The organism is Brevundimonas sp. NPDC046655, assembly GCF_044901625.1.
Lineage (GTDB): Bacteria > Pseudomonadota > Alphaproteobacteria > Caulobacterales > Caulobacteraceae > Brevundimonas.
The window spans coordinates 32952-57962 of record NZ_JBJDPV010000008.1; the positions used below are offsets into that span (position 1 = coordinate 32952).

The following is a 25011-nucleotide window of genomic DNA, read 5'->3' on the forward strand; positions in this document are numbered from 1 at the left end:
CCCGTTTAGAGAGCCGGACCCCCGCTGGCAAGACCCGGAAAGCCTTGCAGCAGGCAAAGAAAAAGGGCGGCCCTCGCGGGCCGCCCTTCAAGCTGTCTTCAGACCGGAATTACCAGGGACGGTAGTTCAGGCCGACGAAGAAGCGACGACCATAGGGGTCGAAGTTCGAGTACAGGGTGGTGCCCAGGTAGGACGGCTGTTCGGCGTCGAACAGGTTCACCACGCCGGCGCGAACCGACAGATCGTCACGAACGTTCCAGCGCACCGTCACGTCGTTACGCACGAAGTTCTCGGTGTCCAGTTGGTCCGAGGTGCGCGAGTCGGCGTTCAGCACCCAGTCGCGAACCTGGACGATGTCCTGGGCGGCTTGCCAGTCTGCGGTCCAGTTGACGCTCCAGACGTCGTTCGGCGTCCAGGTCAGCGACGAGGACAGGCGAACGCGCGGGTAACCATTGCCGGCCGTGACCAGGGTGCTGGCCAGTTCGTCATAGTCGCCGGGGTCCGACTCGTTCAGGAAGTTCTTCTGCTCGATCAGCCAGTTCCCCGACAGCGAGTAGTCCAGAACGCCCCAGTTGCGGCCCAGCATCTCGTCGAAGTCGAAGCTGTAGCGCGCCGTGACGTCCAGGCCGCGGGTCTGCAGCTTGGCGTAGTTCAGCGAACCCTCGATGAAGCCGCCGATCGGATCCGTGTTCGGAGCGCCGATGCCGAAGGCGATGTCGGGGTTGTTGCGGAAGATGGTCGAGCAGGCGGCCTCGTTGAGGCTGTCGCCGTTGACGCAGTTTTCCGCCGCCGTCTGAGCCGAAACCGAAGCGATGACCTGTTCGATCTCGATCTCGTAGTAGTCGAGGACCAGCGAGAAGTTCGGGATGAAGCGGGGCTTCAGCACCGTCGAGAAGGTGAAGCTGGTCGATTCTTCCGGCTTCAGGTTCGGGTTGCCGCCAGCCGAACCGGCGATGCCCGAGGTGTAGGTCGGGTTGAAGTCGTCGGCGTTGGTGGCGGTGGCGCCAGCGAAGTCGAAGGTCAGGCCTTGCTGCGCCGCCAGGGCGGTGCAGTTCTTGATCCGGTTGGCCTTCTTGTCGGCTTCGGTGACCGCGGCGATGTTCAGGGTCGCGCACGGGTCGGTGATGTTGTTCAGGAAGGTCTGGCTGAGCGGCGAGAAGTTTTCGCCCAGGTCAGGCACGCGGACCGAGGTGTTGTAGCTGGTCTTGAAGCTGATGTCCGGGATCGGACGATAGACCAGGTTGACGCCATAGACATCGACGTTGCCCACGGTGGAGTAGTCGGCGTAGCGGTACGAACCGCTCAGCTCGGCGTACTCGCCCAGGAAGCTGTCGCGGAACAGCGGGATCGACAGCTCGGTGAAGACTTCCTTCGACTCATAGGAGGCTTCCGGGAAGTCCGGGCCCGAGTTCAGGAACAGCAGGCGGCCGTCGGTGTCGCGATCGCGGCCGGTGGCCTCGGTCGTTTCCTTGCGGTATTCGCCGCCGATGGCCAGGCCGATGGCGCCGGCGCCCCAGAAGTCCCACAGGTTGCCCGAGACCGAGCCCAGGAACTGCTGCTGCTCGTTGCGTTCCGTGATGCCGATGACGGCGTCGACGTACTCAAGAGCTTCAGCGCTCTGGTTGCCCTTGCCGAAGATGTTCAGCGGGGCGCACTGCGAGATCGAGTCGCGACCGTACTGGGTGTCGCGCAGATCGCCGCCACGTTGCGGATCGCCCAGGGCGCCGTTCGGCACGCCTTGCGCGTTCAGCAGCTGGACGCGGCAGACCACTTCGCCGGCCTTGCCGTTGACGATGCCGGCGGTGTCGACGACGGCGTCGGCGGCCAGGGCGAAGCGTTGCGAGTCAACGCCGCGTTCGCGGTTCTCGATCTCGACCTTGCCATAGGTGTAGCCCAGGTCCCAGGCGATGTCTTTGACGAAGGCGAACTGGTCGTGGTTGCCGCGTGCGCCGACGACGTAGCGCTGCAGTTCACGCGTGTTGTCCTGGGTGCGATCCGGACCGAACAGAGTGTGGCGGGCGTTCTGCAGGGCGATGCCCGGCAGGGCCTGGCCGGCCGCGTCGGCCGTCGGGCGGCTGTAGGGCGTGACGACGTTGGTGCGGATGGCTTCCTTGACGATCGACGGCAGGAAGGCGTTGTCGTCCCAGCGCAGGTCGAAGCTGTTGGTGCCGTAGATCGGGTTGGCCGTGTTCGCGTCGTACGAGTTGACCAGATCAACGTCGAAGAAGGTCGGCTGGCCGCGGTCGAAGGTGTCTTCCGTGACGTACTTGGCTTCGCCGTAAAGATCGATGCTGTCGGTCAGCTTGAAGGTCGAGCCGACCTGGTAGCGTTGCGACTCCGAGCGCGGAACGCGCGAACCGGTCGAGAAGTCGGCCGGGTTCTCGCCGTCGCCGCCGATGTTGTACGGGCGGTTGATGCCGGTCTCGCCGACGCGCTGGCCGAAGTTGGCCAGGCGAGCGCCGCCGTTTTCGTACCAGAAGGTCTTGCCGGGCGCGACGCCGAAGCAGTTGGCGCTGTACGAGAACTCGCCGCCGGGGAAGCAGTCGGCGTAGGCGACGTTCGGGTTGGTCAGGTCGCTGGGCCGCTGGACGTTGGCCAGGGTCGTCTGACCCCAACGCGGGATGTCCAGACGCTTCACGCCGGTGAAGACGTGGGTGTCGATGCGGCCGTCGTACAGTGCGTTGGTCGGGTCAGCGTCGATGCCCAGGCGAACGGGAGCGCGACGGATCCAGTCGATGTCCATCGACGTGACTTCGTCGATCTGCTCGTATTCAGCGTGAGCATAGACGTTCAGACGGTCGTCGAAGAAGTTCTTGCCGATAAGGGCCGAGACGCGCTTGTTGGCTTCGCCGCCCTGGTTGATCATGCCGTAGTTGGCGTCGATCTCCAGGCCTTCGAAGTCCTTGCGCATCACGAAGTTCAGCACGCCCGAAACGGCGTCGGCGCCGTAAACCGACGAGGCGCCGCCCGTAACGATCTCGATGTTCTGGATCAGCAGACGCGGGATGGTGTCGATGTCGACCGACAGCGAGCCGCCGGCCGAACCGACGTGGCGGCGACCGTCGACCAGGGTCAGGGTGCGGTTGGAGCCCAGCGAACGCAGGTTCGGCAGCGACAGGCCGCCGTCGCCCAGGTTCGAGCCCGTCGTGTCCGACGGAACGACCGAATTGCCCAGGGCCGGGATGGTGGCCAGATAGTCCATGACCGTCGTCTGGCCGGTGGTCAGCAGCGCCTCGCGCTGGACTTGGATCAGCGGGGTCGGCGCGTTGGTCGGATCGCGGCGGATGCGCGAACCCGTGACGACGATCTCGCCCACTTCGGTGGCGACGTCTTGCGCGACGGGCTGGGCAGCGTCGGCCGACTGGGCCATCGCCGGAGCCGTCAGCGCGAAGGCGCTCACCAGAACCGTGGAACCGAGGAGGAAAGCTCTCATTACTTTAATACACCTGACACAAAAAAGCCGGAAGCAGTCACACATTCCCCCGGCTGTGACCGAAATGGGGCTAAACCTGCCTAGGTTTGGTCAAAGTGTGGGTGAGATGACACCTTGTGGTCGTAGTGGTGCAAGCAAGACACATTTGAGACGATCTCGGTCTCAATATTTGGTGTCACGACGTTCACTGAAGTGAATGCTGTGAAATGGGCGATTTTCATTCGAAGATCGTCGATATTTATATGGATTGTTCCATCGCGGCGATCCAGTCGGGCAACTCGGCGATGCGGCTGAGAGAGACGTAGCGCGGGTGTCCTTCGGGCGCGTCGGCCAGTTCGTGAGCCCAGGTGATGTGGTAGGGAATGTGGGCGGCGAAGGCCCCGGCCTCGATGGCCGGCAGGACATCGGACTTCATGGAATTGCCGGCCATCACCGCCTCGGCGGCGCCGCTACCGTGCAGGGCGAAGGCGCGGTCATAGGTGGAGCGGTCCTTCTCCGACACGATCTCGACGGCGGCGAACAGGTCGCCGAGACCCGAGGCCGCCAGCTTGCGTTCCTGATCCATCAGGTCGCCCTTGGTGATCAGGACCAGGCGGTATTTCTCGGCCAGTTCGGTCAGGACCTCGTCGACGCCGGGCAGGGTCTCGACCGGATGGGCCAGCATCTCGCGTCCGGCGGCCAGGATCTCGCGGATGATGTGCGGCGGGGCGGCGCCGTCGCACAGCTCCATCGCCGTCTCCAGCATCGAGAGGGTGAAGCCCTTCACGCCGTATCCGTAGAGCCGCAGGTTGCGCCCCTCGACCTCGGCCAGACGTCCCATCATCACCGGCTCGTCGGCGTGGTCGGCCAGCAGGTCCACGAACCGCTTCTGGCTGAGGCGGAAGATGGTCTCGTTGTGCCACAGGGTGTCGTCGGCATCGAGGCCGACGGTGGTGATGGTCGTCATGGGAGCGTCCGGATCAGGCGGTGTGTAGGCTGGGCGCTTCCTAGACCCCCGCTGATGGCGAGGGTAGGGCGCCGGGCGGTCCAGCGGCGGCTCGGCGACGTATTTCTTCCCGACCAAGGAAGAGCGAAGGCCATGATCAAGGGTTCGGCGATCATCGTGGGCGTGTCGGGCGGCGTGGGACGGGCGCTGGCGCAGCAACTGGGCCATGCGGGCGACCGCGTGGTGCACGGCCTGTCGCGCACGCCGGTCGCCCCCATCGACGGCGTGACGCTCGGTCTTCTCGATCTGGAAGACGAGGCCGGCCTGGCCGCCGCCGCCGCGCGCATCGCCGAGGGGCCGGCGCCGAGCCTGATCGTGGTGGCGACCGGGGTGCTGCATTCCGGCCAGACGCCGGAACGCAGCTGGCGCGAAATGACGGCGGAGCATCTGATGCGCGACTATCGGATCAGCGCCGTGGGACCGGCCCTGGCGGCGCGTCACTTCCTGCCCCTGCTGCCGCGCGACGAGCGGGGGGTGTTCGCGGCCCTGTCGGCGCGGGTCGGCTCCATCAGCGACAACCGGCTGGGCGGCTGGCACAGCTATCGCGCGTCCAAGGCGGGGTTGAACATGATCCTGAAGACCCTGTCGGTGGAACTGGCGCGCACCCATCCGCAGGCGGTGGTGGCGGGCCTGCATCCGGGCACGGTGGACACGGCCCTGAGCGCGCCCTTCCAGCGCGGGGTCAAGCCCGATCAGCTGTTCTCCCCGGCGTTTGCCGCGGCCAGCCTGCTGACGGTGATCGAGGGCCTGACGCCGGCGGACAGCGGCGGCGTATTCGGATGGGACGGCGCGCGGATTCCCGCGTAAAGGGCGGGCATGACCCAGACGGAAATCCTGCCTGACCCGCCGCACCGCATCGGCTGGGCGCTCGCCGCCCTCGTCGTGGCCGGAAACATGATCGGTTCGGGCGTCTATCTGCTGCCCGCGACCCTGGCGCCGACGGGCAGCAGCAGCATCATCGGCTGGCTGATCTGCGGCCTGGGGGCTGTGACCCTGGCCCTGGTGTTCGGCGGTCTGGGGCGGATGCAGCCGGATGCGGACGGTCTGTCGGACTTCACCCGGCGCGGCATGGGGCGGTTCATCGGCTATCAGACGGGGCTGGCCTACTGGGCGGCCTGTCTGGCGGGCAATGTGGCTCTGGCGGTGGCGGGTACGGGCTATCTGGCCTTCTTCATTCCGGCGCTGAAGGAACCCCTGTGGGCGGCGGTCAGCAATCTGGCCCTGATCTGGCTGACCTCGGCGGCCTATGCCTCAGGCGCCCGGACGGCGGCGCGTTTTGGCGCCATCACCCTGGGCCTCGGCCTGATCCCCATTGTTCTGGCCATCATCGCCGGGGCCATGGCCTTCAGCGGCGACACCTTCGCGGCCTCGTGGAGCCCCGGCGACCAGCCCTTGCTGAAGACCGTCCCGGCCTCGCTGGCCATCATCTTCTGGGCCTTTCTGGGCGTCGAGAGCGCCGCGGCCCTGTCCAGCCTGGTCAGGAACCCCTCGGTCGACGTGGGCCGCGCCTCGCTCGGCGGCGTCGCCCTGGCCTTTATCGTCTATGTCGCGGCCAGCGTCGCTGTCTTCGGCGTCATTCCGGCGGATGTGCTGGTGCATTCGACCAGCCCCTATGCCGATCTGGTGGCGCGGGTCATGGGCTCGTCCGTGGCCGGTCTGGTCGCGGCCTGCGCCGTCATCAAGGTGCTGGGCACCATCGCCGGCTGGACCATGCTGGCGGGCGAGACCTCGCGCGGCGCCGCCGAGGCCGGCTGGATGCCGCGCTGGTTCGGCGGGGCACAGAAGGGCAAGACGCCGCTGAGCAATCCGATCCTGAACTGCGTCGTCATGAGCGTCATGGTCGTCGCCAGCGCCCAGCCGACGCTGGGTCAGCAGTTCGGCGTCCTGATCGGCGTCACCTCGGTGCTGACGCTCTGCCTCTACGCCCTGTGCTCGGTGACGCTGTGGAAGCTGACCCGGAAGGCCGGCTGGCGCGCCCTGGCCATGGTCGGCGTCGTCTTTTCGGCCTTTGCGGTGGCGGCGGCGGCGGGCGGCTACATCCTGCCCAGCGTCGGCTTCTTCGCCCTGACCAGTCTGGCCTGGGTCTGGGTGCGCCAGGGACAGAAGGTATAAAGGTCCAAGGGCGGTTGACCCCGCCCCGGCATCTCTTTAGTGACGCCGCCGTTTGTCTGCCCGTATTCATTGTTAGGAGCCTGCGCCATGACGACCCAGATTCTGTCCGGCGCCACTGGCGTCCTTGCGCTCGCTGACGGCACCATCCTGCAAGGCATTGGAGTCGGCGCGGTCGGTTCGGTCCTCGGCGAGGTGGTCTTCAACACTTCGATGACGGGCTATCAGGAAATCCTGACCGACCCCTCCTACATGAGCCAGATCCTGGCCTTCACCTTCCCCCACGTCGGCAATGTCGGCGTGAACATGGAAGACGTTGAGCAGATCGGCGGGGCGCCCGAGCGCGCGGCCCGCGGCGCCATCTTCCGCGACGTGCCGACCGAACCCGCCAACTGGCGCGCCACCGGCAGCCTGGACGCCTGGATGAAGACTCGCGGCGTCGTCGGCCTGGCCGGCATTGATACGCGGGCCCTGACCAAGATCATCCGCGACAAGGGCGCCCCCCACGCCGTCATCGCCCACAATCCCGAGGGCCAGTTCGATCTGGACGCCCTGGTGGCCCAGGCGCGCGACTGGAAGGGTCTGGTCGGCCTGGACCTGGCCAAGGACGCCTCGACCACCCAGGCCTTCGACTGGACCGAGGGGCTCTGGGACTGGCCGGCCGGCTACGCCACGCCGGGCCTCGGCGACAAGTCGGTGGTGGTCATCGACTACGGCGTGAAGCGCAACATCCTTCGCGCCCTGGCCTCGACCGGCGTCAGGATCACGGTGGTGCCGGCCGGCACGACGGCCGAGGCCATCCTGGCCCGCAACCCGGACGGCGTGGTCCTGTCGAACGGCCCGGGCGACCCGGCCGCGACCGGCGTCTACGCGGTGCCGGAAATCCGGAAGCTGGTCGCCAGCGGCAAGCCGGTCATGGGCATCTGCCTGGGCCATCAGATGCTGGCCATCGCCCTGGGCGCCAAGACCATGAAGATGGATCAGGGCCACCACGGCGCCAACCACCCGGTCAAGGATCTGACTACGGGCAAGGTCGAGATCGTGTCGATGAACCATGAGTTCACGGTCGATCGCGACAGCCTGCCCGAGGCCGTGGTCGAGACCCACGTCAGCCTGTTCGACGGCACCAACTGCGGCATCGCCCTGAAGGACAAGCCGGTGTTCAGCGTGCAGCACCACCCGGAAGCCTCGTCGGGCCCGACTGACAGCCTTTATCTGTTTAACCGCTTCATCGAGACGATGAAGGGCGCCTGATATCGCCCGCTCGCGCTATCTGAACTGGCTGGGCGCGGTTCTGCGCCCGGCGCCCGTCTCCGTCGGCGAGGCGGGCGCGCGGGACATGGTTCTGGGTTACGCCACAGGCTATGGGGTCGAGCACGTCGAGGCCTTCGTGCGCTCGCTGCGGTCGGTCTATTCCGGCGGCGTCGCCCTGTTCGTGCACAAGGATCCGGCCCTGCTGGCCTTCCTGGCCGCGCATGACGTGGAAGCCGTCGTGGTCGCCCCAAGCGACGCATGGACGCCGCAGCCGGTGGTGGCGCGTTTCTCGGCCTATGAGCGCTATATCGCCGCGCGGCGCGACCTGCGTCATGTGCTGATGACCGACGTGCGCGATGTGGTCTTCCAGGGCGAGCCCTTCGCCCCGGCGCCGACCGGGCTGGAGGTCTTCGTCGAGTATGAAACCGGCCGCATGGCGGACCACGCCTTCCAGATGAAGCATTTGCGCGCCCTCGCCGGCGAGGCTCTGGCGGAGCAGCTGGAGGACCGGCCCTGCATATGCGCCGGCACCATCGTCGGTCCGGCCGAGGAAGCGGCGCGTCTGTGCCGCCTGATTCTCACCCTCGGGGCCATTCCGCGGTCGGCGGTCGGCGGCGGCTTCGGCGTCGATCAGGCCTCGCTGGCGTTGGCGGTCGGCTATGGCCTGATCCCGGCGCAGGTTCAGGACAACTATCGCCGCGTCGCCACCATCGGCATGGCCTCGGACGGCGTCGGTCTGAAGGACGGACTGATCGTCAATCCGGGCGGCGGCGTCAGCCCTGTGGTGCACCAGTACGACCGCTGTCCCGAGCTGGTCGAGGCCATGCGCGCGCGCTGGAGCCAGGCCCTGCCGGACCGCGTGGCCAAGGGGCCGGGCGGCTGGACGCGTTGGCGGCGCAAGACGGCGGCTTCGGTCGAGCGGCGACTGCCCGACATCCGCTAGGGTTCAGCCGCCGATAAAGCCGTCGCGAATGGAGATCGACTGCTTCATCCGCTCAGCCCGAATGCTCCAGCGCTTGGGATCGGTGGCGGTGGCGACCACGCCGATGACCGCGCCGTCCTCGCCCTTGAGGGGATAGGAATCGACGAAGACCGGCACCGGGCCTGCCTGACCGCCCAGCAGCCAGACCTCGTCCATGATCGGCTCTCCCGATTTCATGGCGCGGACCACGGGCAGGTCGTCGAAGCGGGCGACCGAGCCGTCCTGGGCGAAGACCTGGAAGCGGTCAGCGTAATCCCCGGGACGGGCGCCGATCGGATCGCAGATATCAAGGCCCGGCACGCCCCCCGTCACAGCCAGGACCTCGCCGCTGGGAGCGGCGTGCAGGATGACGGCGCCCCCCAGTCGCTCCGCCATCACTTCAAGAATGGGACGAAGAAAGGCGGCGTGGGGATGATCGGCGTCGGGCATGGAAAACTCGGATAGGAACGTTCCGCCGGTTTGCGCCGGATCTCTGAATTTTTCTGTAATTCGAGCGGTTGCAAAAGTCCTAGGGCAGTACGACGAAAGTCGAATGCCGCCGCAGTTCGCAGGCCTTTCGCACCGCTATCGGCGCGGCGGAAATCCAGTAGGCGGCGTCGTCGGTCCGGCGGGCCTGCTTGCGTTCCAGTCCGCGGCGACGTCGCGCGGCGGCGTTGTCCAGCAGGCGCGCATGCAGGGCGCGGGGCGTCAGGTTCGGAACGGCGGGGGAGCCGGGGACGGCGACGGCGTCGGGGCCTCGGGGCTCCACCGCCGGGCGGGCGATGGCGATGAACATCGGGAGCTTCCGTAAAGCAAATCAATCCACAGGCTGTGGATAGATCTGTTGTCGCGCGTGACTTCGTTCGCATTCGGACGATAGCGAGGCCGACGCGGCCTTCTTGGTTAATGAAAACCTAACGCGGTTTTTCTGGGAGAGGCTTTTCCTCCTGTCATGGAAAGCGCCTAGGATGGCGCGCCTTGGAGGACGCTCATGAGTTTCAGCCTGATGCGGACGGTCGCCGTCGTTCTCAGCGCCGGTCTGCTGTTGTCGGCCTGCGCCAGCGGGGCGCGAAGCGACTTCGGCCTGAATGAGCGCGACGCGGCCTCGCCGGTGGGCTTTCCCAATGTCCGCTTTTCGGTCGAGGATGAGGCGGCGGCCCAGAAGATCGAGCAGCAACTGGGCGAGGGCGTGCCGAAGGGGCCGGACGGCCACTTCGACCTGATCGCCCTGTCCGGCGGCGGGGCCAACGGCGCCTTCACCGCCGGCCTGATCAACGGCTGGACCGCCAGCGGCAAGCGGCCCGACTTCGAGGTGGTGACGGGTGTCTCGACCGGCGCCCTGGCCGCCCCATTCGTCTTTCTGGGTCCGCGCTGGGATGCGCGGTTGAAGGAGGCCTATACCGGCGGAGAGGCCACGGGCCTGTTGAAGAGCCGGGGCTTGCGCGCCTTCGTCGGCTCGGGCGTGTTCAGCGGCCTGCCGCTGCGCCAGCTGGTGGAGAACAACGTCGATGAGGCCCTGCTCGCCGAGGTCGCGGCGGAACACGCCAAGGGGCGGTTGCTGCTGGTCGCCACCACCGATCTGGACGCCCAGCGCGGCGTGATCTGGAACATGGGCGCTATCGCCGAGCACGGGGGACCGGAGGCCCTGGCCCTGTTCCGGGACGTCTTGGTCGCATCGGCCAGCATTCCCGGCGCCTTTCCCCCCGTCATGATCCGCTCGCAGGGGCGCGGCGCGGTGTTCGAAGAGATGCACGTCGACGGCGGGGTGATGAACCCCTTTGTCGCCCTGCCGCAGATCATGTGGAACTGGGACGACGTGTCGGGCGTGTTCGAGGGCGCGCGCCTGCATGTCGTGGTCAACGGCAAGGACGCGCCGCGCTTCGCCGTCACCCGCGACGCCGCCATTCCCGTCCTGAGCCGCAGTCTCGACGCCGTGCTGGGCGGTCAGTTGCGGGCGACCATCGCCGCCAACCGGGCCTTCGCCAGCCGCAACGGGCTGGAGTTCCACGTCGCCGCCATCCCCGAGGACTTCGACGGCGCCGACAGCCTGGACTTCAGCCAGGAGTCGATGATCGCCGTCTATGACCTGGGCGAGGCCCTGGGCCGCACCGGCGAGGCGTGGAAATAGGCCTGCGTCCAAAAGCGACGCGGTTCTCCTCGATCTTCACAGGCTGTGGAAAACGCAACCGGGGACGGCCATGTCTTGAGGTCGCGGCGGCCCTTCCCCTCTTCGTCGCGCAGGAGTGTCTGAGATCGTGCGTTTCGACGATCGTTTCCTTGAAGAACTGAAGGCCCGCCTTCGCCCGTCCGACGTCATCGGCCGGACGGTGAAGCTCAAGCGGCAGGGGCGCGAGTATGTCGGCCTCAGCCCCTTCTCCAAGGAGCGATCGCCCAGCTTCTTCGTCAACGACGACAAGGGCTTCTTCCACGACTTCTCGTCCGGCAAGCACGGCGACATCATCAGCTTCCTGCAGGAGACCGAGCGGCTCAGCTTCGTCGAGGCGGTGCAGCGATTGGCGGGCGAGGCGGGGATGCAACTGCCCGCCGAGGACCCGCAGTCCGCCGAGCGCGAGGCCAAGAAGCAGGGCCTGACCGACTGGATGGACCTGGCCCAGAAGTGGTTCGCGGCCAACCTGCGTCGCTCGGTCGGCAAGGCGGCGCGCGAATATCTGGAAAAGCGCGGCCTGCCCGAGGACCAATGGGAGCGCTTCGGCCTGGGCTATGCGCCCAACGACCGCGAGGGGTTGAAGGCGGCCCTGATCCAGCGCGGGGCCAAGCCCGGCGATCTGGTCGAGGCCGGGATGCTGATCTCGCCTGAAAGCGGCGGCGCCCCCTATGACCGGTTCCGCGACCGGCTGATGTTCCCCATCCTGGACGCGCGCGGTCGGATCGTCAGCTTCGGCGGACGGGCCATGAACCCCGACGACCGGGCCAAGTATCTGAACGGGCCGGAGAGCCCGCTGTTTCACAAGGGCGCCACCCTCTACGGCCTGCCCGAAGCGCGCCGCATCCTGGGGGCCGAGAGCCGGGGCGAGCAGGGCATCATCGTCGTCGAAGGCTATATGGACGTCATCGCTTGCCAGCGCGCGGGCCTGCCGGCCGTGGCGCCCATGGGCACGGCCCTGACCGAGGAGCAGATGGAGCGTCTGTGGCGGGTCTCGGCCGAGCCGGTGCTCTGCTTCGACGGGGATGCGGCGGGGCTGCGGGCCGCCTATCGCTCGATCGAGCGGTCGCTGCCCCTGCTGAAGTCGGGGCGGTCGTTCCGCTTCGCCCTGTTGGACGCAGGTCAGGACCCGGACGACATCCTGCGCGACAAGGGCGCGCCGGCCTTGCGCCACGCCCTGAGCGAGACCCGACCCTTTATCGAGGTCCTGTTCCGGCGCGAGGCCGAGGCCGAACCTCTGGACACGCCCGAGCGCAAGGCGGGGCTGAAGGGGCGTCTGCGTCAGGCGGCCAGCGCCATTCAGGACAAGGATCTGGCCGAGCAATACCGGCGCGACCTGTTCGAGCGTTTCGACGCCCTGTTTCCGCGCCAGTCCCAACAGCAGGGCCAGCAAGCCTATCAGCAGGGCGGGGGACGGGCCGGACCCGGCGGGCGCTGGCGCGGTCCGCCGCCCAAGCTGGGCCAGACGGCCGAGGGCGCCCAGGCCATGCAGGCCCTGTTTCGCTCCATCGAGCCGGTGGCCGCCGCCCTGGCCCACGGCGCGGTCGATGATCCCGAGCGGATGGACGATCATCTGGAGGCCATCGCCCGCCACGGTTTCGGCGACCCGGCGCTGGACGGACTGGCGCAGGAACTGGTGCGGCTACGGTTTTCCGGTCAGAGCCTTGACTCTGCCGCGATCCGACGCCATCTGGCCCACTCGGGTCATGATGCCTTGATGCACGAGGTCGAGAAGGCGGCGGCGAAGTCCGGCGCGCCATTCCTGGCTGCAGACAAGCCCCTCGGCGAGGCGAGGATCCGGTGGTCGCAGGCGTTCGACGCTCTGACCCGCGTCGCGGCGTTGGAGCAGGCGCTGGCGTCAGCAAAGTCGGGCGCCCACAATGCGTTCGACAACTCGGCCTTCACCCTGGTGAAAGCCGAGCGCGATGCATTGCGACGGGCCATCAAGACCGGAACGATTTGGGAAGACGCGGCTTCTTCGTAACCAACGAAGTTGTCGGGCGTTGTATTTTCGCCGCAGGGGACTGATCACCCCAGGCGGTCGTGGAGACAGACTGAATGAGCGCGCAGACCGAGACGCAGGACACCGAAGCCAATTCCGACGGGCCCCTGCTCGATCTGACGGACGCCGGCGTCAAGAAATTCATCAAGCAGGCCAAGGCACGCGGCTATGTCACGATGGAGGAGCTGAACAAGGTCCTTCCCTCCGAGGAAGTGACCCCGGACGCCATCGAAGACACCCTGGCCATGCTGTCGGAAATGGGCGTCAACGTCGTCGAGGCCGAGGAAGACGCCGCCGATGTCGAAGGTAAGGAAGTCACCACGGCAGCCGAAACGGCTGTGGCGGAGACCCCCGCCAAGTCCGCCTATGACCGCACCGACGACCCCGTGCGCATGTATCTGCGCGAAATGGGTTCGGTCGAACTGCTGAGCCGCGAGGGCGAAATCGCCATCGCCAAGCGGATCGAAGCCGGCCGCGACGCCATGATCTCGGGTCTGTGCGAAAGCGCCCTGACCTTCGAGGCCATCATGGTCTGGCGCGAGGAACTGGCCAACAACCGCATCCTGCTGCGCGAAGTGATCGACCTGGACGCCACCTACGGCATCCTGAATCCCTCGTCCCTGCCGCACAACCAGCCCCCGGCCGGCGAGGCCCCCGCGCCCGGCGCCGAGAAGCCTGAGGGTGAAGGCGAGGACGAGGACGAGGACGATTTCGACGACGGCGGCGGCATGTCGATCTCGGCGCTGGAGGCCGAGCTGCGCGACGGCGTCATGGAGGTCCTGGACGCCATCGCGGCCGACTTCGGCGGTTTCCGCAAGCTGCAGGACAAGCTGGTCGAGGCCCGCCTGAAGGGCGAGGTGCTGAGCGCCAAGGATCACAAGGCCTATGAGACCCTGACCGCGGCCATCAGCGATCGTCTGAAGACGATGAAGCTGAACAACAACCGCATCGAGGCCCTGGTCGAGCAGCTGTATGCGATCAACAAGCGCCTGATCGGCCTGGAAGGCCGCCTGCTGCGCCTGGCCGACAGCTACGGCATTTCGCGTCCCGAGTTCCTCAAGGCCTACTTCGGCTCGGAACTGGATCCGAACTGGACCGACCGCATCAAGGAAATGGGCGTGCGCTGGACCAAGTTCAGCGAGGTTGAAGCCGCCCAGATCGCCCAGATCCGCGGCGACGTCGCCGCGGTGGCGACCGAGGCCGGCCTGCCGATCGACGACTATCGCCGCATCGTCCAGACGGTCCAGAAGGGCGAACGCGAAGCCCGTCAGGCCAAGAAGGAAATGGTTGAGGCCAACCTGCGCCTCGTCATCTCGATCGCCAAGAAATACACCAACCGCGGTCTGCAGTTCCTGGATCTGATCCAAGAAGGCAACATCGGTCTGATGAAGGCGGTCGACAAGTTCGAGTATCGCCGCGGCTACAAGTTCTCGACCTACGCCACCTGGTGGATCCGTCAGGCGATCACCCGCTCGATCGCCGACCAGGCGCGGACCATCCGTATCCCGGTGCACATGATCGAGACGATCAACAAGATCGTCCGCACCAGCCGCCAGATGCTGCACGAGATCGGCCGCGAGCCGACCCCCGAAGAACTGGCCGAAAAGCTGGCCATGCCGCTGGAGAAGGTGCGCAAGGTCCTGAAGATCGCCAAGGAGCCGATCTCGCTGGAAACCCCCATCGGCGACGAGGAAGACTCGCACCTGGGCGACTTCATCGAGGACAAGAACGCCGTCCTGCCGATCGACGCCGCCATCCAGTCGAACCTTCGCGAAACCACCACCCGCGTCCTGGCCTCGCTGACCCCGCGTGAGGAGCGCGTCCTGCGCATGCGTTTCGGCATCGGCATGAACACCGACCACACCCTGGAAGAAGTCGGCCAGCAGTTCAGCGTGACCCGCGAACGCATCCGTCAGATCGAGGCCAAGGCCCTGCGCAAGCTGAAGCACCCGTCGCGGTCGCGTAAGCTGCGGTCCTTCCTGGACAGCTGATCGGTCCGATCGCCTGAAGATCAGCGCCGGCGGGGTCTCGACCTCGCCGGCGTTTTTCGTTCTGTTTCAGGCGTTCAGGGGATGATGAGCGAGGCGTCGGTCTTCACCCGGTCCAGGGCGATCAGGGAGCGGAAGCGGTTGACGCTGTCGTTCTCCTCGAACAGCCGCTGCGTCAGCGCCTGATAGGCCGCCATGTCGGTGGTGACGACGATCAGGATGAAGCTGGTGCCGCCGGTGACGTAGTAGCACTGCTGCACCTCCGGCTCGCTCTGGAAGCGGGCCTTGGCGTTCTGGACCGTCTCGGCCCGCTCGTCCTGAAGATAGACCTCGACGATGGCGGTGATGGTCAGGGGGATCGACCTCGGGTCCACCAGGGCGACATTGCCGCGAATGACGCCGCTGGCCTCCATCGCCGCGATGCGTCGCTGGACGGCGGCGGCGGACAGGTTGACGGCTTCGGCGATGGCGCGCTGCGGCGTCCGGGCGTCGCGCTGGATGATCCGCAGGATGGCGCGATCAAAGCTGTCGAGCGGGCGCTGGGGAGAGGCGGTTCGTCCGGCCATTGGCGATCTTGTTGTGCGAGTGTTTGTTGCGTTTGGGCCCGTGATCGAGAGGAAACGCCCCGTCCGCCCCTTGGTATAGCTCGCCGCCGAGCCAGGCGGGAACCGGAAATGACGACGGACATCATCGATCAGGGGTGAAACAACCGGACGGCGGTCGGCGTGGCCTGCGGCGTCGGCGCAGGCGCGCTGTGGGGCCTGGTCTTCCTGGCGCCGGAGCTGGCGCGGGACTTCAATCCGCTGCAGCTGACGGTGGGTCGCTACCTCGCCTATGGCCTGATCGCCGGGCTGTTGCTGGCGCCGCGATGGCAGGCGGTGGCGGGACGGATCGGACGCGCTGACTGGCTGAACCTGTTCTGGCTCGCCCTCACCGGCAACACGCTCTACTATATCCTGCTGTCAGGGGCGGTGCAGACCGGCGGCATCGCCATGACCTCGCTTGTGATCGGTTTCCTGCTGGTGGCGGTGACGATCATCGGCAGTCGCGACCACGGCGCCGTGCCGCTGAGGCGGCTGCGTCTGCCCTTGCTGCTCTGCGTCGCCGGCGCCGTCTGCATCGGTTGGCAGGCCCTGGCTGCTTCGGCCGAGGCCGCGCACGGCACGCGCCTGATCGGCTTTGCCTGCGCCGTCGGCGCCCTGGCCTCCTGGACCTTCTTCGCGGTGAAAAACGCGCGGCGGCTGCGTCAACTGACGACGGTGTCAGCCCAGGACTGGAACCTGCTGACCGGAGTCGTCACCGGGGCGCAGAGCCTGTTGTTGTTGCCGGTCGCCCTGCTGACCGCCTCGGGCGCGCATCACGAAGCCGGAGACTGGATGCGTTTGGCGGGGGTCTCGGTCGGCGTGGCGGTGCTGGCCTCGATCCTCGGCAATAATCTGTGGAACCGGATGAGCCGGCTGCTGCCCTTGACCCTGGTGGGCCAGATGATCCTGTTCGAGACCCTGTTCGCTCTGATCTATGGCTTCGCTTGGGAACAGCGCTTGCCAAGCGCGATGGAGGCGCTGGCCTTTGTTCTGGTGGTTCTGGGCGTGGCCACCTGCCTGCACGCTCACCGCACGAGGCCGGACAGCGCCCACTGAAGAGATGCGGGGACCGGCGTGCGACCGGCCCCGCGCTTTCGTCAGGCGCGCTCGTCGAAGACGGTTTCGAAACCGCCCCACATCATGCGCTTGCCGTCGAAGGGCATGTCCATGTTCGCCATGGCGGGGTCTTCCTGCATCCTGGCCCAGGCGTCGTCGGCGGTCTTCTTGTCGGGCCAGATCAGCCAGGAGAAGACCACGACCTCGCCGTCCTCCAGTTTCACCGCCATGGGGAAGCTGGTCACCTTGCCGTCCGGCACGTCCTCGCCCCAGTTCTCGACATGGGCCAGGGCGCCGTAGCCCTTGAACAGGGGCCAGGCGACGCGGGCGGACTCGACATAGCGGTCCTTGTTCTCGGTTTTAACGGGGGTCAAAAAGCCGGTGATGTAGGCCATCTGGGTGTCTCCTCTTGTGGTTGGCCCCTATCGCTCGCCGCGCGGCGGCTCGCTGAATGAGGGACGGGGGCGGATAGTTGGGGCAGGCGTGGTCGGCGTCTTGGTGGAAAGCGACAGGTCGCTCGCGGGTCGTGCAGCCTAGCTTGACCGTTTACGCAATCTTGTCAGCAGCGGCCTCGATGGCGGCGATGTCGATCTTTCTCATCGTCATCATGGCCTCGAAGGCGGCCTTGGCGCGGGCGGGGTTCGGGTCGCTGAAGAAGGCCATCAGGCGGCGCGGGGTGATCTGCCAGTTGACGCCCCAGCGGTCCTTGCACCAGCCGCAGTCGCTTTCGGCCCCGCCGTTTCCCACGATGGCGTCCCACAGGCGGTCGGTTTCGGCCTGATCATCGGTCATGATCATGAAGGAGACGGCCTCGGTCTGGGGAAAGGTCGGGCCGCCGTTCAGGCCCATGTAGGGCCGCCCGGCCAGGGTGAACTCGACCACCAGCTCGGCGCCCTCGGGGGAGGACGGGTTGTCCGTCGGGCTGGTCGCAACGCGGTCGATGCGGCTGTCGGGCAGGCCCAGCGAGACATAGAATTCGGCGGCCTTCTTCGCCTGACCCAGATCGTACCAGATGCAGGGAATGATCTTGTCGGTCATGACGTCGCCTCCTGTGCGGCGAGACGCTCGGCCACCTCGCCCAGCTGATCGGCGGCGGCGCCCCAGCCGGGTTCGAAGCCCATTTCAGCGTGGGTCTGCATGGCCTTGTCGTCCCAGTGGCGGGCGCGGGCAGTGTAGCGGGTGCCGTCGCCTTCGGGTTCGAACGTGTCGATGCGCACGAAGTTCATCTCGCCCGGCTGCGGGATCCAGCCCTCGGTCATGGCCCCGGTGGTGACGATGCGGCGCTCGGGGATGACCTCCAGCACCACGCCGCGATACTCATGCCGTTCGCCCTCGGGCGACTGCATGACGATGTCGGCGCGGCCGCCGGGGCGCAGGTCGTAATCGACCTGGGGCGTGGTCCAGGGGCGGGGCGTGAACCACTCCGTCCCGTGCTGGGTGAAGGCGCGCCAGACGGTTTCAGGCGAGGCCTTGAAGACGCGGCTGACGCTCAGCTCGAACAGGTCGCTCATGGCTCAGCCGCCTCCGACCTGGGCGGCGAAGGCTTCAGGGCCCTCGGCGGCGGCTTCGGGGTCCATCCACATGACCTCCCAGATATGGCCGTCCGGGTCGGCGTAGCTGCGGCCGTACATGAAGCCGTAGTCTTGTTTCGCATTGGGGTCGGCCTGACCGCCGGCCTTGGCGGCGCGGTCGATCACGGCGTCCACGGCGTCGCGGCTGTCCTCCGACACGCAGATCAGCACTTGGGCCGTCTTGTGGGCGTCGGGGATGGCGCGGTCGGTGAAGCTGGAGAACTTTTCGTGGGTCAGCAGCATGGCGTGGATGGTGTCAGAAAACACCAGGCAGGCGGCGGTGTCGTCCGAGAACATCGGGTTCTTCGTCGCGCCGACGGCTTCATAGAAGGCGACCGAGCGGGACAGGTCGGTGACGGGCAGGTTGACGAATATGAGCTTGGTCATTGGCGATCCTCCCTGATCTGGCGTAACGGTGTCTTATCGTGTTATGTTAGTCAACTATGAAGTTAGAAAAAGTAACTAAAGAGTCCTCTGGCCGTGCTCGCCGCTATCACGACGCCTGCGGCGCCGCGCACGGGCTCGACCTGATCGGCGAGCGCTGGGCCCTGCTGGTGATACGAGAACTCATGATGGGGCCGCGGCGTTTCAGCGACCTGCGCAAGGACCTGTGCGGCCTGTCCGCCAATGTCCTGACCCAGCGGCTCGAAGGTCTGGAGGCCTCGGGCATCGTCCAGCGGCGCAAGCTGCCGCCGCCCGCCTCGGTCCAGGTCTATGAGCTGACCGACTGGGGCTATGAGATCAAACCGGTCTTCATGGTGCTGGGCCGCTGGGCCGCGCGCTCGCCCCTGCACGACCCGACCCTGCCGATCAGCGCGGTCTCCGTCATGCAGTCCTTCGAGACCATGTTTGATCCGGGGCGGGCGGTCGATGCGAACATGCGACTCGGCTTCGCCCTGGACGAGGACCGCATGGTGGTGAGCGTGGCCGACGGGCGCATCGAGACGCGGCGCGGCGAGGTCGAGGACGGCGAGGTGATCGTGCGCGCCGCCTCGCCGATCGTGGCGGCCGCCGTCTATGGCAAGGTTCCGCTGGCGGCGCTGGAAGGCGAGGGGGCGATGAGCATCGAGGGCGACCGCGCCGTCTTCGCCCGCTTCATCGACTTCTTCCACCTGCCGGAAAAGGCGGGCTGAGGGGAGGCGGAGAGGCCTTAAACCAGAATATCCAGCAGCGTCCCCGTCATCTCGTCTGCTGTACGCGCCACGGCGGCGTTGGCGGAGAAGTCCTGTTTGGCGCGGATCTGCTCGACCGCCTCGACCGCCAGGTTGTCCAGTGAACCGGTGGCCGTGCGCCGGGCGCTGGCCTCGAAGCGGTTGGCGGCGTTCTGCATTCCGGCGGCCGCGATGCTCAGGGGCGGGATCGTCATGATCGGTCTCCGGGCGAAAATGGAACTCTGCGGACGGTCAGGATCGTGGCTTTGAGGTCAATGACGCCTGAACAAGCGTGGTGAACGACGGTCTTTTTGCGGAAATCCGCCGCATCGGGGCCGTTATTGGTGTATAGAGACCGCCTCCTCATCGCCCGGCCGGCTGTTCGCCTTGGCCGGGCGCGGTCGTTTCGGCGACCGCCTTGCTCTTTTTCAGGTCGTATATGCCCTTTCCCGCGATCCACCCCGCGCTAGACCGCGCTCTCGCCAACAAGGGCTATGCCGAGCCCACCCCCGTCCAGGCGGCGGTTCTGGAAGGCCACGGCGAGGCCGACATGCTGGTCTCGGCCCAGACCGGGTCGGGCAAGACGGTGGCCTTCGGTCTGGCGGCGGCCTCGTCCCTGCTGGGCGAGAACGAAACCTTCGGTCCCGCCGACGCGCCGCTGATGCTGGCCATCGCCCCGACGCGCGAACTGGCCCTGCAGGTCTCGGCCGAGCTGGAATGGCTGTACGGCGAGTCCAAGGCCAAGATCACCACCTGCGTCGGCGGCATGGACGCCCGCAAGGAAGCCCGCGCCCTGAACTTCGGCATCCACATCGTGGTCGGCACCCCCGGCCGCCTGAAGGACCACATCGACCGCGGCAACCTGGACCTGTCGGCGCTGAAGGTGCTGGTGCTCGACGAGGCCGACGAGATGCTCGACATGGGCTTCCGCGAGGACCTCGAATACATCCTGGAGCAGTCGCCGGCGGAACGCCGCACCCTGCTGTTCTCGGCCACCATCGCCCGCGACATCGCCATGCTGGCGAAGCGCTATCAGCGCGACGCGGTGCGCATCGACACCGTCGACCGCAGCCAGCCGCACAGCGACATCGAATACCGCGCCCTGCGCATCGCCCCGAACGAGATCGAGCACGCCGTCGTCAACGTGCTGCGCTTCTATGAGGCGCCCGGCGCCCTCGTCTTCTGCTCGACGCGCGACAGCGTGCGTCACCTGCAGTCCTCGCTGCTGGAGCGCGGATTCGCGACCGTGGCCCTGTCGGGTGAAATGGGCCAGCGCGAGCGCACCGACGCGCTTCAGGCCCTGCGCGACGGCCGCGCCCGCGTCTGCGTCGCCACCGACGTGGCCGCGCGCGGTCTGGACCTGCCTGACCTGGGTCTGGTGATCCACGCCGAACTGCCGATCAACAAGGCGACCATGCTGCACCGGTCGGGCCGCACCGGCCGTGCGGGCAAGAAGGGCACCTCCATTCTGCTGGTGCCGAGCAGCCGCCGCCGCAAGGCCGAGATGTTGCTGGGCTCGGCCGGGGTCGAGGCGACCTGGGCCGGCGCCCCGACCGCCGACGAGATCCTGGCCAAGGACGAGCAGCGCCTGCTGGCGGCTCCGGTCTTCGCCGAGGAAGGCAATGAAGACGACGCCGGGCTGATCGCCAAGCTGGTGGCCGAGCGCACGGCGGAAGACCTGGCCCGCGCCCTGCTGGTCCTGCTGCGCAAGGACCTGCCGGCTCCCGAGGATCTGGTCGATCCGGGCCAGGGTCCGCAGCGCAAGCCGCGCGGCGAGAGCGGCGACGCCTTCGCCGCCGGGGCCTCGCCCTTCGAGCGTCTGCAGCCGGACCAGGTGTCGTGGTTCCGCATGGACATCGGCCGCAACCGCAACGCCGATCCCAAGTGGCTGATTCCGATGATCTGCCGCATCGGCGGCATCACCAAGCAGCAGATCGGTTCGATCAAGACCTTCCCCGAAGAGACCCGCTTCGAGATCGCCAACACCCACGTCGAGGCCTTCAGGAAGCTGGCGGCCATGAACACCAACGAGGCGAACATCACGCCGTCGGAAGCCCCGCATTCGGGCATGTTCAAGGGCGGGACGCGCAACCGTCGTGACGAAGGCGGCGAGCGTCCCTACGCCAAGAAACCCTTCCGCCGCGACGAGGACGGCGAGGGCGGTCGTCCGCCGTTCAAGAAGAAGCCGTGGCAGCCCCGCGAAGGCGAGGCCGACGGCGAGCGTCCGGCCTTCAAGAAGAAGCCCTACGCCCCCCGCGCCGACGTGCCGGAAGGCGGCCAGTTCTTCGACAAGCCCAATGAGAAGCCTTTCGCCAAGGGGCCGGGCGCCAAGAAGCCGTTCAAGCCCAAGTCGGACTTCAAGGCCGGCGGCAAGCCGGGCTTCAAGCCGGCCGGCAAGCCCTTCGCCAAGGGTCCCAAGGGGCCGAAGGGCGGCAAGCGCTTCGACTGACCGCTGATCGCTGACTTGCCCCCGGTTCAATCCGGGGGCAGGCTGCGGCCATGACCGCACGCGAACCGCAGACTGGACGTCCCAAGACTGGGTATGACGGGGGGCGTTACGCCTCCTTTTCCGCGTTTTATCCCTATTACATCCACGAGCATTCCAACCGAGCCTGCCGCCGCATCCATGTGGTCGGGACGGGGCTGGTGATCGCCGCCTTCGCGGCCTTCTGCGTCACGGGCAACGCCTGGTGGCTGCTGGCCATGCCTCTGGTCGGATACGGCTTCGCCTGGGTCGGGCATTTCTTCTTCGAGAAAAACCGTCCGGCGACTTTCAAATATCCGCTGTGGAGCCTGATGGGCGACTTCCGTCTCTTCTTCGAGACGGTGAGCGGCAAGCGGAAGTTCTGATCACGACCCCGTGCGGTCGGGTCGAAGCGTCACCTTGGACGCCTATATGTCGGTCACGCTTTCGGAAGAAGGAGACCGCGTATGGAACTCGAGAACCAGGTCATTGTCGTCACGGGCGGCGCCAGCGGCATCGGGCGCGAAGCCTGTCTGGCTTTGGCGCGCAAGGGCGCGGACCTGATCGTCGCTGACTTCAACGTCGCGGGCGCCGAGGCTGTGGCCGTCGAGGTTCAGGCGCTGGGGCGCAGGGCTCATGCCTTCAAGGTCGACGTCTCGAAGGCGGATGAGGTGAAGGCGCTGGTGGACTTCGCCGTTGAAAAGCTCGGCACGTTGAACGGCATGTTCAACAACGCCGGCATCGGTCTGGTGAAGCCTTTCCTCGAAATGGAGCCGGCCGACTATCTGAAGGTGATCGAGGTCGATCAGCACAGCGTCTATTATGGTCTGCTGTACGGCGCGCGGAAGATGGTCGAGCTGGGCGTCAAGGGCGCCTTCGTCAACACGGCCTCCATCTATGGCTCGATCGCAGCGCGCGGCAGCTTCAACTATAATGCGGCCAAGGCGGCGGTCGTCTCGATGAGCCGGTCCGGCGCACTGGAACTGGCGGAGCACGGTATTCGCGTCGTGGGCGTGGCGCCTGGCTTCATCGATACGCCGATCCTGGGCGACGATCCCGCAGCCAAGGCGCCGCTGGCCGCCCAGCACATGCACAATCGCCTGATCCAGCCGGAAAAGGTCGCAAGCGTGGTGGCCTTCCTCTTCACCGACGCCGCCAGTGCGGTGAACGGTTCGACCGTGGCGGTGGATGACGGCTTCCTGTCCTTCAAGGTCTGACGGGCGCTCGGCGCAGCAAAAAGGCGACCGGATCGCTCCGGTCGCCTTTTTTGTCGGTGGGGCGAGGCCGCCCTTAGTTCGAGGCCGTTTCCCAGGCCGGGGGGCAGCCGTCGAAGTCGCCGGCGTCGGCGATGGTCAGGGTCTTCATATTTAGGCTGCGGGCCTGCTGCATCGAGCCGCGGCCGTGGCCGGTGTAGAGGTCGATCTTGGCGCCCTTGATCGCGCCGCCGGTGTCCGAGGCGTACCAGTAGCCGTCATGGATCGTGCCGTCGCTCATGCGCAGGCCGACCGTTTCGCGAATGAAAAGCTTGGTGCGGCGCGGGATGACGCGGGGGTCGACGGCGACCGTGCGCATGGCGATCGGACGGCAACCGAGCGAGTCGTTGCCCGTCGCGCCGCCGCCGCCTGCGTGATAAAGGCGGGCCGAGGCGCGCCAGTCGGGTTCGCCCGCCATCAGCTCGGCCTGTTCGGCGGAGAGGGCGGAAGCGTCGATGGAACTTTCATCCGCCGCGGCGGTTTCCATTGCAGCCGTTTCATTCGCGATAACGGCTTCATAGGGTTGAGGCTCTCCGGAACCGGAGAAGGCCATAGCCCAGAACATGGCAAGCGCAGCGGCTGTGTTCAGCATCGAACAGACTCAGGAAGCACCGGTCCCGACACGATCCGGCGCCCGGTTTTTGGCCGTCAATTATGGCAAAAACGTGTCGCTTGAGATCAGGCGTGCGTCTGAAGCACGATCATTGTTCGATTAGTCCACAGGCGCATGAGCATATCGTGCAAATGTCACAGCATATGTGGCAGCAACGAAAACAGTATTCGATGTGTGCGGCTTCTATACTACGTGGATCAGCTGTTCGGTTAACACCTACGTCTGGGTGCGTAACACTTTATTGCGAAGAAAGTCTGCGTTTCGGTTCAAGATAACGGCGCCGTGATCGCGCGGCCACGCGGCGACCGGCATGGGTGGAGGCGCGGCCGGGAATGGGATAAGCGGTCGTTTCCCCACGAATTTTTCCGCCGGTGTCCTGCGATGAAGCGCCAAGTCAAACGCCTGATGATCTCCGCCGCCGCCCTGATGCTGGTCGCGGCCCCCGCCGTTCATGTGGACGCCTGGGGCAACACCGGCCACCGCCTGATCGGCGTGGCGGCCATGCGGGGTCTCAGCGACGACCTGCCGGCCTTCCTGCGCACGCCGGGCGCCATCGCCGACGTCGGCGAACTGGCGCGGGAGCCCGACCGCTGGAAGGGCGCCGGTCAGCCGCACGACCGCGAGCGCGACACGGCCCACTTCATCGACTTCGACGACAACGGTCATGCGATGACGGCCAACGGCCCGCACATCGACGCCCTGCCGCGCCTGAAGTCGGACTTCGACACGGCCCTGGTGCAGGCGGGCATCAAGATCGACGAGGTCGGCTATCTGCCCTACGCCCTGATGGACGCCTATCAGAACCTGGGGCGCGGCTTCGCCTACTGGCGCGTCCTGACCGCCGCCGAGGCCCGCGAGAGCGACCCCGGCAAGAAGGCTTGGTACCGCGCCGACCGCGAGCGCCGCGAGGCCCTGATCCTGCGCGACATCGGCGTCCTGGCGCATTATGTCGGCGACGGCTCGCAGCCGCACCACACCTCGATCCATTTCAACGGCTGGGGCGACTATCCCAACCCAGAGGGCTTCACCAACTCGCGTCGCACGCACGGCATCTTCGAGGGCGAGTTCACCTCGCGCGTCGCCCGTCTGGATACGGTCGAGGCGGCCATGAGCCAGCCGCAGGTGTCGGGTCTGGACCTGCGCGCCCGCACCGCGGGCTACCTGAAGACCACCCTGGGCACGGTCATTCCCTTCTATCGTCTGGAGAAGGCGGGCGGCTTCAAGGACGCCGACCCGCGCGGCGCGGCCTTCGTCAACGAGCGTCTGGCGGCGGGCGCCTCGGAACTGCGCGACCTGATCATCCTCAGCTGGCGCGAGAGCGGCACGGCCTCCATCGGCTGGCCCGCCGTCAAGGTGGCCGAGGTCGAGGCCGGCACGGTCGACCCGTGGGTGTCGATGATCGGCGAGGACTGACTTTCGCTGG

Annotated in this window: 24 protein-coding genes; 13 read left to right on the forward strand and 11 right to left on the reverse strand. The window is 66.8% G+C overall.

The genetic code is table 11. The features are described 5' to 3' along the window. Positions 1-109 precede the first annotated feature (109 nt). Together ACI2KI_RS16500 and ACI2KI_RS16505 are read right to left on the reverse strand one after the other, a co-directional pair. A complete protein-coding gene (locus tag ACI2KI_RS16500) occupies positions 110-3433 on the reverse strand; it encodes a TonB-dependent receptor domain-containing protein (RefSeq protein WP_404621821.1) in 3324 nt (1107 codons plus the stop codon). A gap of 238 nt (positions 3434-3671) precedes the next feature. After that, a complete protein-coding gene (locus ACI2KI_RS16505) occupies positions 3672-4379 on the reverse strand; it encodes an HAD family hydrolase (RefSeq protein WP_404621823.1) in 708 nt (235 codons plus the stop codon). 132 nt (positions 4380-4511) lie between these two features. Between ACI2KI_RS16505 and ACI2KI_RS16510 the strand changes: the two genes are divergently transcribed. From ACI2KI_RS16510 to ACI2KI_RS16525, 4 genes are all read left to right on the forward strand, one after another. Continuing rightward, positions 4512-5225 carry an SDR family NAD(P)-dependent oxidoreductase gene (locus tag ACI2KI_RS16510; RefSeq protein WP_404621825.1) on the forward strand — a complete coding sequence of 238 codons (714 nt, stop codon included), beginning with the start codon at positions 4512-4514 and terminating at the stop codon, positions 5223-5225. A gap of 9 nt (positions 5226-5234) precedes the next feature. Then, positions 5235-6530: an amino acid permease gene (locus tag ACI2KI_RS16515; RefSeq protein WP_404621827.1), complete on the forward strand. Its 1296-nt coding sequence runs from the start codon at positions 5235-5237 to the stop codon at positions 6528-6530. Between the two features lie 87 nt (positions 6531-6617). Next, positions 6618-7781, forward strand: a complete 1164-nt coding sequence (gene carA, locus ACI2KI_RS16520) for a glutamine-hydrolyzing carbamoyl-phosphate synthase small subunit (RefSeq protein WP_404621829.1) — start codon at positions 6618-6620, stop codon at positions 7779-7781. A gap of 85 nt (positions 7782-7866) precedes the next feature. Continuing rightward, complete coding sequence (locus tag ACI2KI_RS16525; RefSeq protein ID WP_404621831.1) at positions 7867-8724, forward strand: hypothetical protein; 858 nt, start codon at positions 7867-7869, stop codon at positions 8722-8724. Between the two features lie 3 nt (positions 8725-8727). Here the strand turns inward: ACI2KI_RS16525 and ACI2KI_RS16530 are convergent, their stop codons facing one another. Together ACI2KI_RS16530 and ACI2KI_RS16535 are read right to left on the reverse strand one after the other, a co-directional pair. Continuing rightward, positions 8728-9192, reverse strand: coding sequence for a hypothetical protein (locus ACI2KI_RS16530; protein ID WP_404621833.1), 465 nt, complete (start codon positions 9190-9192; stop codon positions 8728-8730). Positions 9193-9271: 79 nt separating this feature from the next. Next, positions 9272-9538 carry a hypothetical protein gene (locus ACI2KI_RS16535; protein ID WP_292083608.1) on the reverse strand — a complete coding sequence of 89 codons (267 nt, stop codon included), beginning with the start codon at positions 9536-9538 and terminating at the stop codon, positions 9272-9274. A 195-nt stretch (positions 9539-9733) separates the two neighbouring features. On the opposite strand from ACI2KI_RS16535, the gene ACI2KI_RS16540 reads away from it, so the two are divergent. The 3 genes from ACI2KI_RS16540 to rpoD all read left to right on the forward strand — a co-directional run bounded on the left by ACI2KI_RS16540 (position 9734) and on the right by rpoD (position 14899). After that, positions 9734-10870, forward strand: coding sequence for a patatin-like phospholipase family protein (locus ACI2KI_RS16540; protein WP_404621835.1), 1137 nt, complete (start codon positions 9734-9736; stop codon positions 10868-10870). 127 nt (positions 10871-10997) lie between these two features. Further along, a complete protein-coding gene (dnaG, locus tag ACI2KI_RS16545) occupies positions 10998-12890 on the forward strand; it encodes a DNA primase (RefSeq protein ID WP_404621837.1) in 1893 nt (630 codons plus the stop codon). A 74-nt stretch (positions 12891-12964) separates the two neighbouring features. Next, on the forward strand, positions 12965-14899 hold the full coding sequence (gene rpoD, locus ACI2KI_RS16550) for an RNA polymerase sigma factor RpoD (RefSeq protein ID WP_404621839.1): 1935 nt from the start codon (positions 12965-12967) through the stop codon (positions 14897-14899). A gap of 74 nt (positions 14900-14973) precedes the next feature. Here the strand turns inward: rpoD and ACI2KI_RS16555 are convergent, their stop codons facing one another. Next, on the reverse strand, positions 14974-15462 hold the full coding sequence (locus tag ACI2KI_RS16555) for an Lrp/AsnC family transcriptional regulator (protein WP_404621841.1): 489 nt from the start codon (positions 15460-15462) through the stop codon (positions 14974-14976). Positions 15463-15621: 159 nt separating this feature from the next. Here ACI2KI_RS16555 and ACI2KI_RS16560 point away from each other — a divergent pair, with 159 nt between their 5' ends. Beyond that, positions 15622-16536, forward strand: coding sequence for a DMT family transporter (locus tag ACI2KI_RS16560; protein WP_404621843.1), 915 nt, complete (start codon positions 15622-15624; stop codon positions 16534-16536). Between the two features lie 41 nt (positions 16537-16577). Here ACI2KI_RS16560 and ACI2KI_RS16565 read toward each other — a convergent pair whose 3' ends face one another. From ACI2KI_RS16565 to ACI2KI_RS16580, 4 genes are all read right to left on the reverse strand, one after another. Further along, entirely contained in the window at positions 16578-16931 is a 354-nt protein-coding gene (locus tag ACI2KI_RS16565) for a DUF1428 domain-containing protein (protein ID WP_292083600.1), read from the reverse strand. Between the two features lie 151 nt (positions 16932-17082). Further along, positions 17083-17574: a VOC family protein gene (locus tag ACI2KI_RS16570; protein ID WP_404621845.1), complete on the reverse strand. Its 492-nt coding sequence runs from the start codon at positions 17572-17574 to the stop codon at positions 17083-17085. Continuing rightward, a complete protein-coding gene (locus tag ACI2KI_RS16575; protein WP_404621847.1) occupies positions 17571-18047 on the reverse strand; it encodes an SRPBCC family protein in 477 nt (158 codons plus the stop codon). Before ACI2KI_RS16575 ends, ACI2KI_RS16570 begins: the two co-directional genes overlap by 4 nt. Before the next feature lie 3 nt (positions 18048-18050). Then, complete coding sequence (locus ACI2KI_RS16580; protein ID WP_404621849.1) at positions 18051-18494, reverse strand: VOC family protein; 444 nt, start codon at positions 18492-18494, stop codon at positions 18051-18053. 56 nt (positions 18495-18550) lie between these two features. Between ACI2KI_RS16580 and ACI2KI_RS16585 the strand changes: the two genes are divergently transcribed. After that, positions 18551-19240, forward strand: a complete 690-nt coding sequence (locus ACI2KI_RS16585; protein ID WP_404621851.1) for a winged helix-turn-helix transcriptional regulator — start codon at positions 18551-18553, stop codon at positions 19238-19240. Positions 19241-19257: 17 nt separating this feature from the next. Here the strand turns inward: ACI2KI_RS16585 and ACI2KI_RS16590 are convergent, their stop codons facing one another. After that, complete coding sequence (locus tag ACI2KI_RS16590) at positions 19258-19473, reverse strand: flagellar basal body rod C-terminal domain-containing protein (protein ID WP_292083595.1); 216 nt, start codon at positions 19471-19473, stop codon at positions 19258-19260. A 224-nt stretch (positions 19474-19697) separates the two neighbouring features. Between ACI2KI_RS16590 and ACI2KI_RS16595 the strand changes: the two genes are divergently transcribed. The 3 genes from ACI2KI_RS16595 to ACI2KI_RS16605 all read left to right on the forward strand — a co-directional run bounded on the left by ACI2KI_RS16595 (position 19698) and on the right by ACI2KI_RS16605 (position 22939). Further along, positions 19698-21707, forward strand: coding sequence for a DEAD/DEAH box helicase (locus tag ACI2KI_RS16595; RefSeq protein WP_404621853.1), 2010 nt, complete (start codon positions 19698-19700; stop codon positions 21705-21707). A gap of 50 nt (positions 21708-21757) precedes the next feature. Continuing rightward, positions 21758-22108 carry an Mpo1-like protein gene (locus ACI2KI_RS16600; RefSeq protein WP_404621855.1) on the forward strand — a complete coding sequence of 117 codons (351 nt, stop codon included), beginning with the start codon at positions 21758-21760 and terminating at the stop codon, positions 22106-22108. Positions 22109-22189: 81 nt separating this feature from the next. Next, a complete protein-coding gene (locus ACI2KI_RS16605) occupies positions 22190-22939 on the forward strand; it encodes an SDR family NAD(P)-dependent oxidoreductase (RefSeq protein WP_292083592.1) in 750 nt (249 codons plus the stop codon). Between the two features lie 73 nt (positions 22940-23012). Here the strand turns inward: ACI2KI_RS16605 and ACI2KI_RS16610 are convergent, their stop codons facing one another. Then, complete coding sequence (locus ACI2KI_RS16610) at positions 23013-23567, reverse strand: 3D domain-containing protein (RefSeq protein WP_404621858.1); 555 nt, start codon at positions 23565-23567, stop codon at positions 23013-23015. A gap of 402 nt (positions 23568-23969) precedes the next feature. On the opposite strand from ACI2KI_RS16610, the gene ACI2KI_RS16615 reads away from it, so the two are divergent. After that, on the forward strand, positions 23970-25001 hold the full coding sequence (locus ACI2KI_RS16615) for a S1/P1 Nuclease (protein ID WP_404621860.1): 1032 nt from the start codon (positions 23970-23972) through the stop codon (positions 24999-25001). Positions 25002-25011 lie beyond the last annotated feature (10 nt).

Excerpts from the sequence above, each read along its gene's own strand:
- ACI2KI_RS16500 (WP_404621821.1), bottom strand. The coding sequence starts at position 3,433 with ATGAGAGCTTTCCTCCTCGGTTCCACGGTTCTGGTGAGCGCCTTCGCG.
- ACI2KI_RS16505 (WP_404621823.1), bottom strand. The coding sequence starts at position 4,379 with ATGACGACCATCACCACCGTCGGCCTCGATGCCGACGACACCCTGTGG.
- ACI2KI_RS16510 (WP_404621825.1), top strand. The coding sequence starts at position 4,512 with ATGATCAAGGGTTCGGCGATCATCGTGGGCGTGTCGGGCGGCGTGGGA.
- ACI2KI_RS16515 (WP_404621827.1), top strand. The coding sequence starts at position 5,235 with ATGACCCAGACGGAAATCCTGCCTGACCCGCCGCACCGCATCGGCTGG.
- carA (WP_404621829.1), top strand. The coding sequence starts at position 6,618 with ATGACGACCCAGATTCTGTCCGGCGCCACTGGCGTCCTTGCGCTCGCT.
- ACI2KI_RS16525 (WP_404621831.1), top strand. The coding sequence starts at position 7,867 with ATGGTTCTGGGTTACGCCACAGGCTATGGGGTCGAGCACGTCGAGGCC.
- ACI2KI_RS16530 (WP_404621833.1), bottom strand. The coding sequence starts at position 9,192 with ATGCCCGACGCCGATCATCCCCACGCCGCCTTTCTTCGTCCCATTCTT.
- ACI2KI_RS16535 (WP_292083608.1), bottom strand. The coding sequence starts at position 9,538 with ATGTTCATCGCCATCGCCCGCCCGGCGGTGGAGCCCCGAGGCCCCGAC.
- ACI2KI_RS16540 (WP_404621835.1), top strand. The coding sequence starts at position 9,734 with ATGAGTTTCAGCCTGATGCGGACGGTCGCCGTCGTTCTCAGCGCCGGT.
- rpoD (WP_404621839.1), top strand. The coding sequence starts at position 12,965 with ATGAGCGCGCAGACCGAGACGCAGGACACCGAAGCCAATTCCGACGGG.
- ACI2KI_RS16555 (WP_404621841.1), bottom strand. The coding sequence starts at position 15,462 with ATGGCCGGACGAACCGCCTCTCCCCAGCGCCCGCTCGACAGCTTTGAT.
- ACI2KI_RS16565 (WP_292083600.1), bottom strand. The coding sequence starts at position 16,931 with ATGGCCTACATCACCGGCTTTTTGACCCCCGTTAAAACCGAGAACAAG.
- ACI2KI_RS16570 (WP_404621845.1), bottom strand. The coding sequence starts at position 17,574 with ATGACCGACAAGATCATTCCCTGCATCTGGTACGATCTGGGTCAGGCG.
- ACI2KI_RS16575 (WP_404621847.1), bottom strand. The coding sequence starts at position 18,047 with ATGAGCGACCTGTTCGAGCTGAGCGTCAGCCGCGTCTTCAAGGCCTCG.
- ACI2KI_RS16580 (WP_404621849.1), bottom strand. The coding sequence starts at position 18,494 with ATGACCAAGCTCATATTCGTCAACCTGCCCGTCACCGACCTGTCCCGC.
- ACI2KI_RS16585 (WP_404621851.1), top strand. The coding sequence starts at position 18,551 with ATGAAGTTAGAAAAAGTAACTAAAGAGTCCTCTGGCCGTGCTCGCCGC.
- ACI2KI_RS16590 (WP_292083595.1), bottom strand. The coding sequence starts at position 19,473 with ATGACGATCCCGCCCCTGAGCATCGCGGCCGCCGGAATGCAGAACGCC.
- ACI2KI_RS16595 (WP_404621853.1), top strand. The coding sequence starts at position 19,698 with ATGCCCTTTCCCGCGATCCACCCCGCGCTAGACCGCGCTCTCGCCAAC.
- ACI2KI_RS16600 (WP_404621855.1), top strand. The coding sequence starts at position 21,758 with ATGACCGCACGCGAACCGCAGACTGGACGTCCCAAGACTGGGTATGAC.
- ACI2KI_RS16605 (WP_292083592.1), top strand. The coding sequence starts at position 22,190 with ATGGAACTCGAGAACCAGGTCATTGTCGTCACGGGCGGCGCCAGCGGC.
- ACI2KI_RS16610 (WP_404621858.1), bottom strand. The coding sequence starts at position 23,567 with ATGCTGAACACAGCCGCTGCGCTTGCCATGTTCTGGGCTATGGCCTTC.
- ACI2KI_RS16615 (WP_404621860.1), top strand. The coding sequence starts at position 23,970 with ATGAAGCGCCAAGTCAAACGCCTGATGATCTCCGCCGCCGCCCTGATG.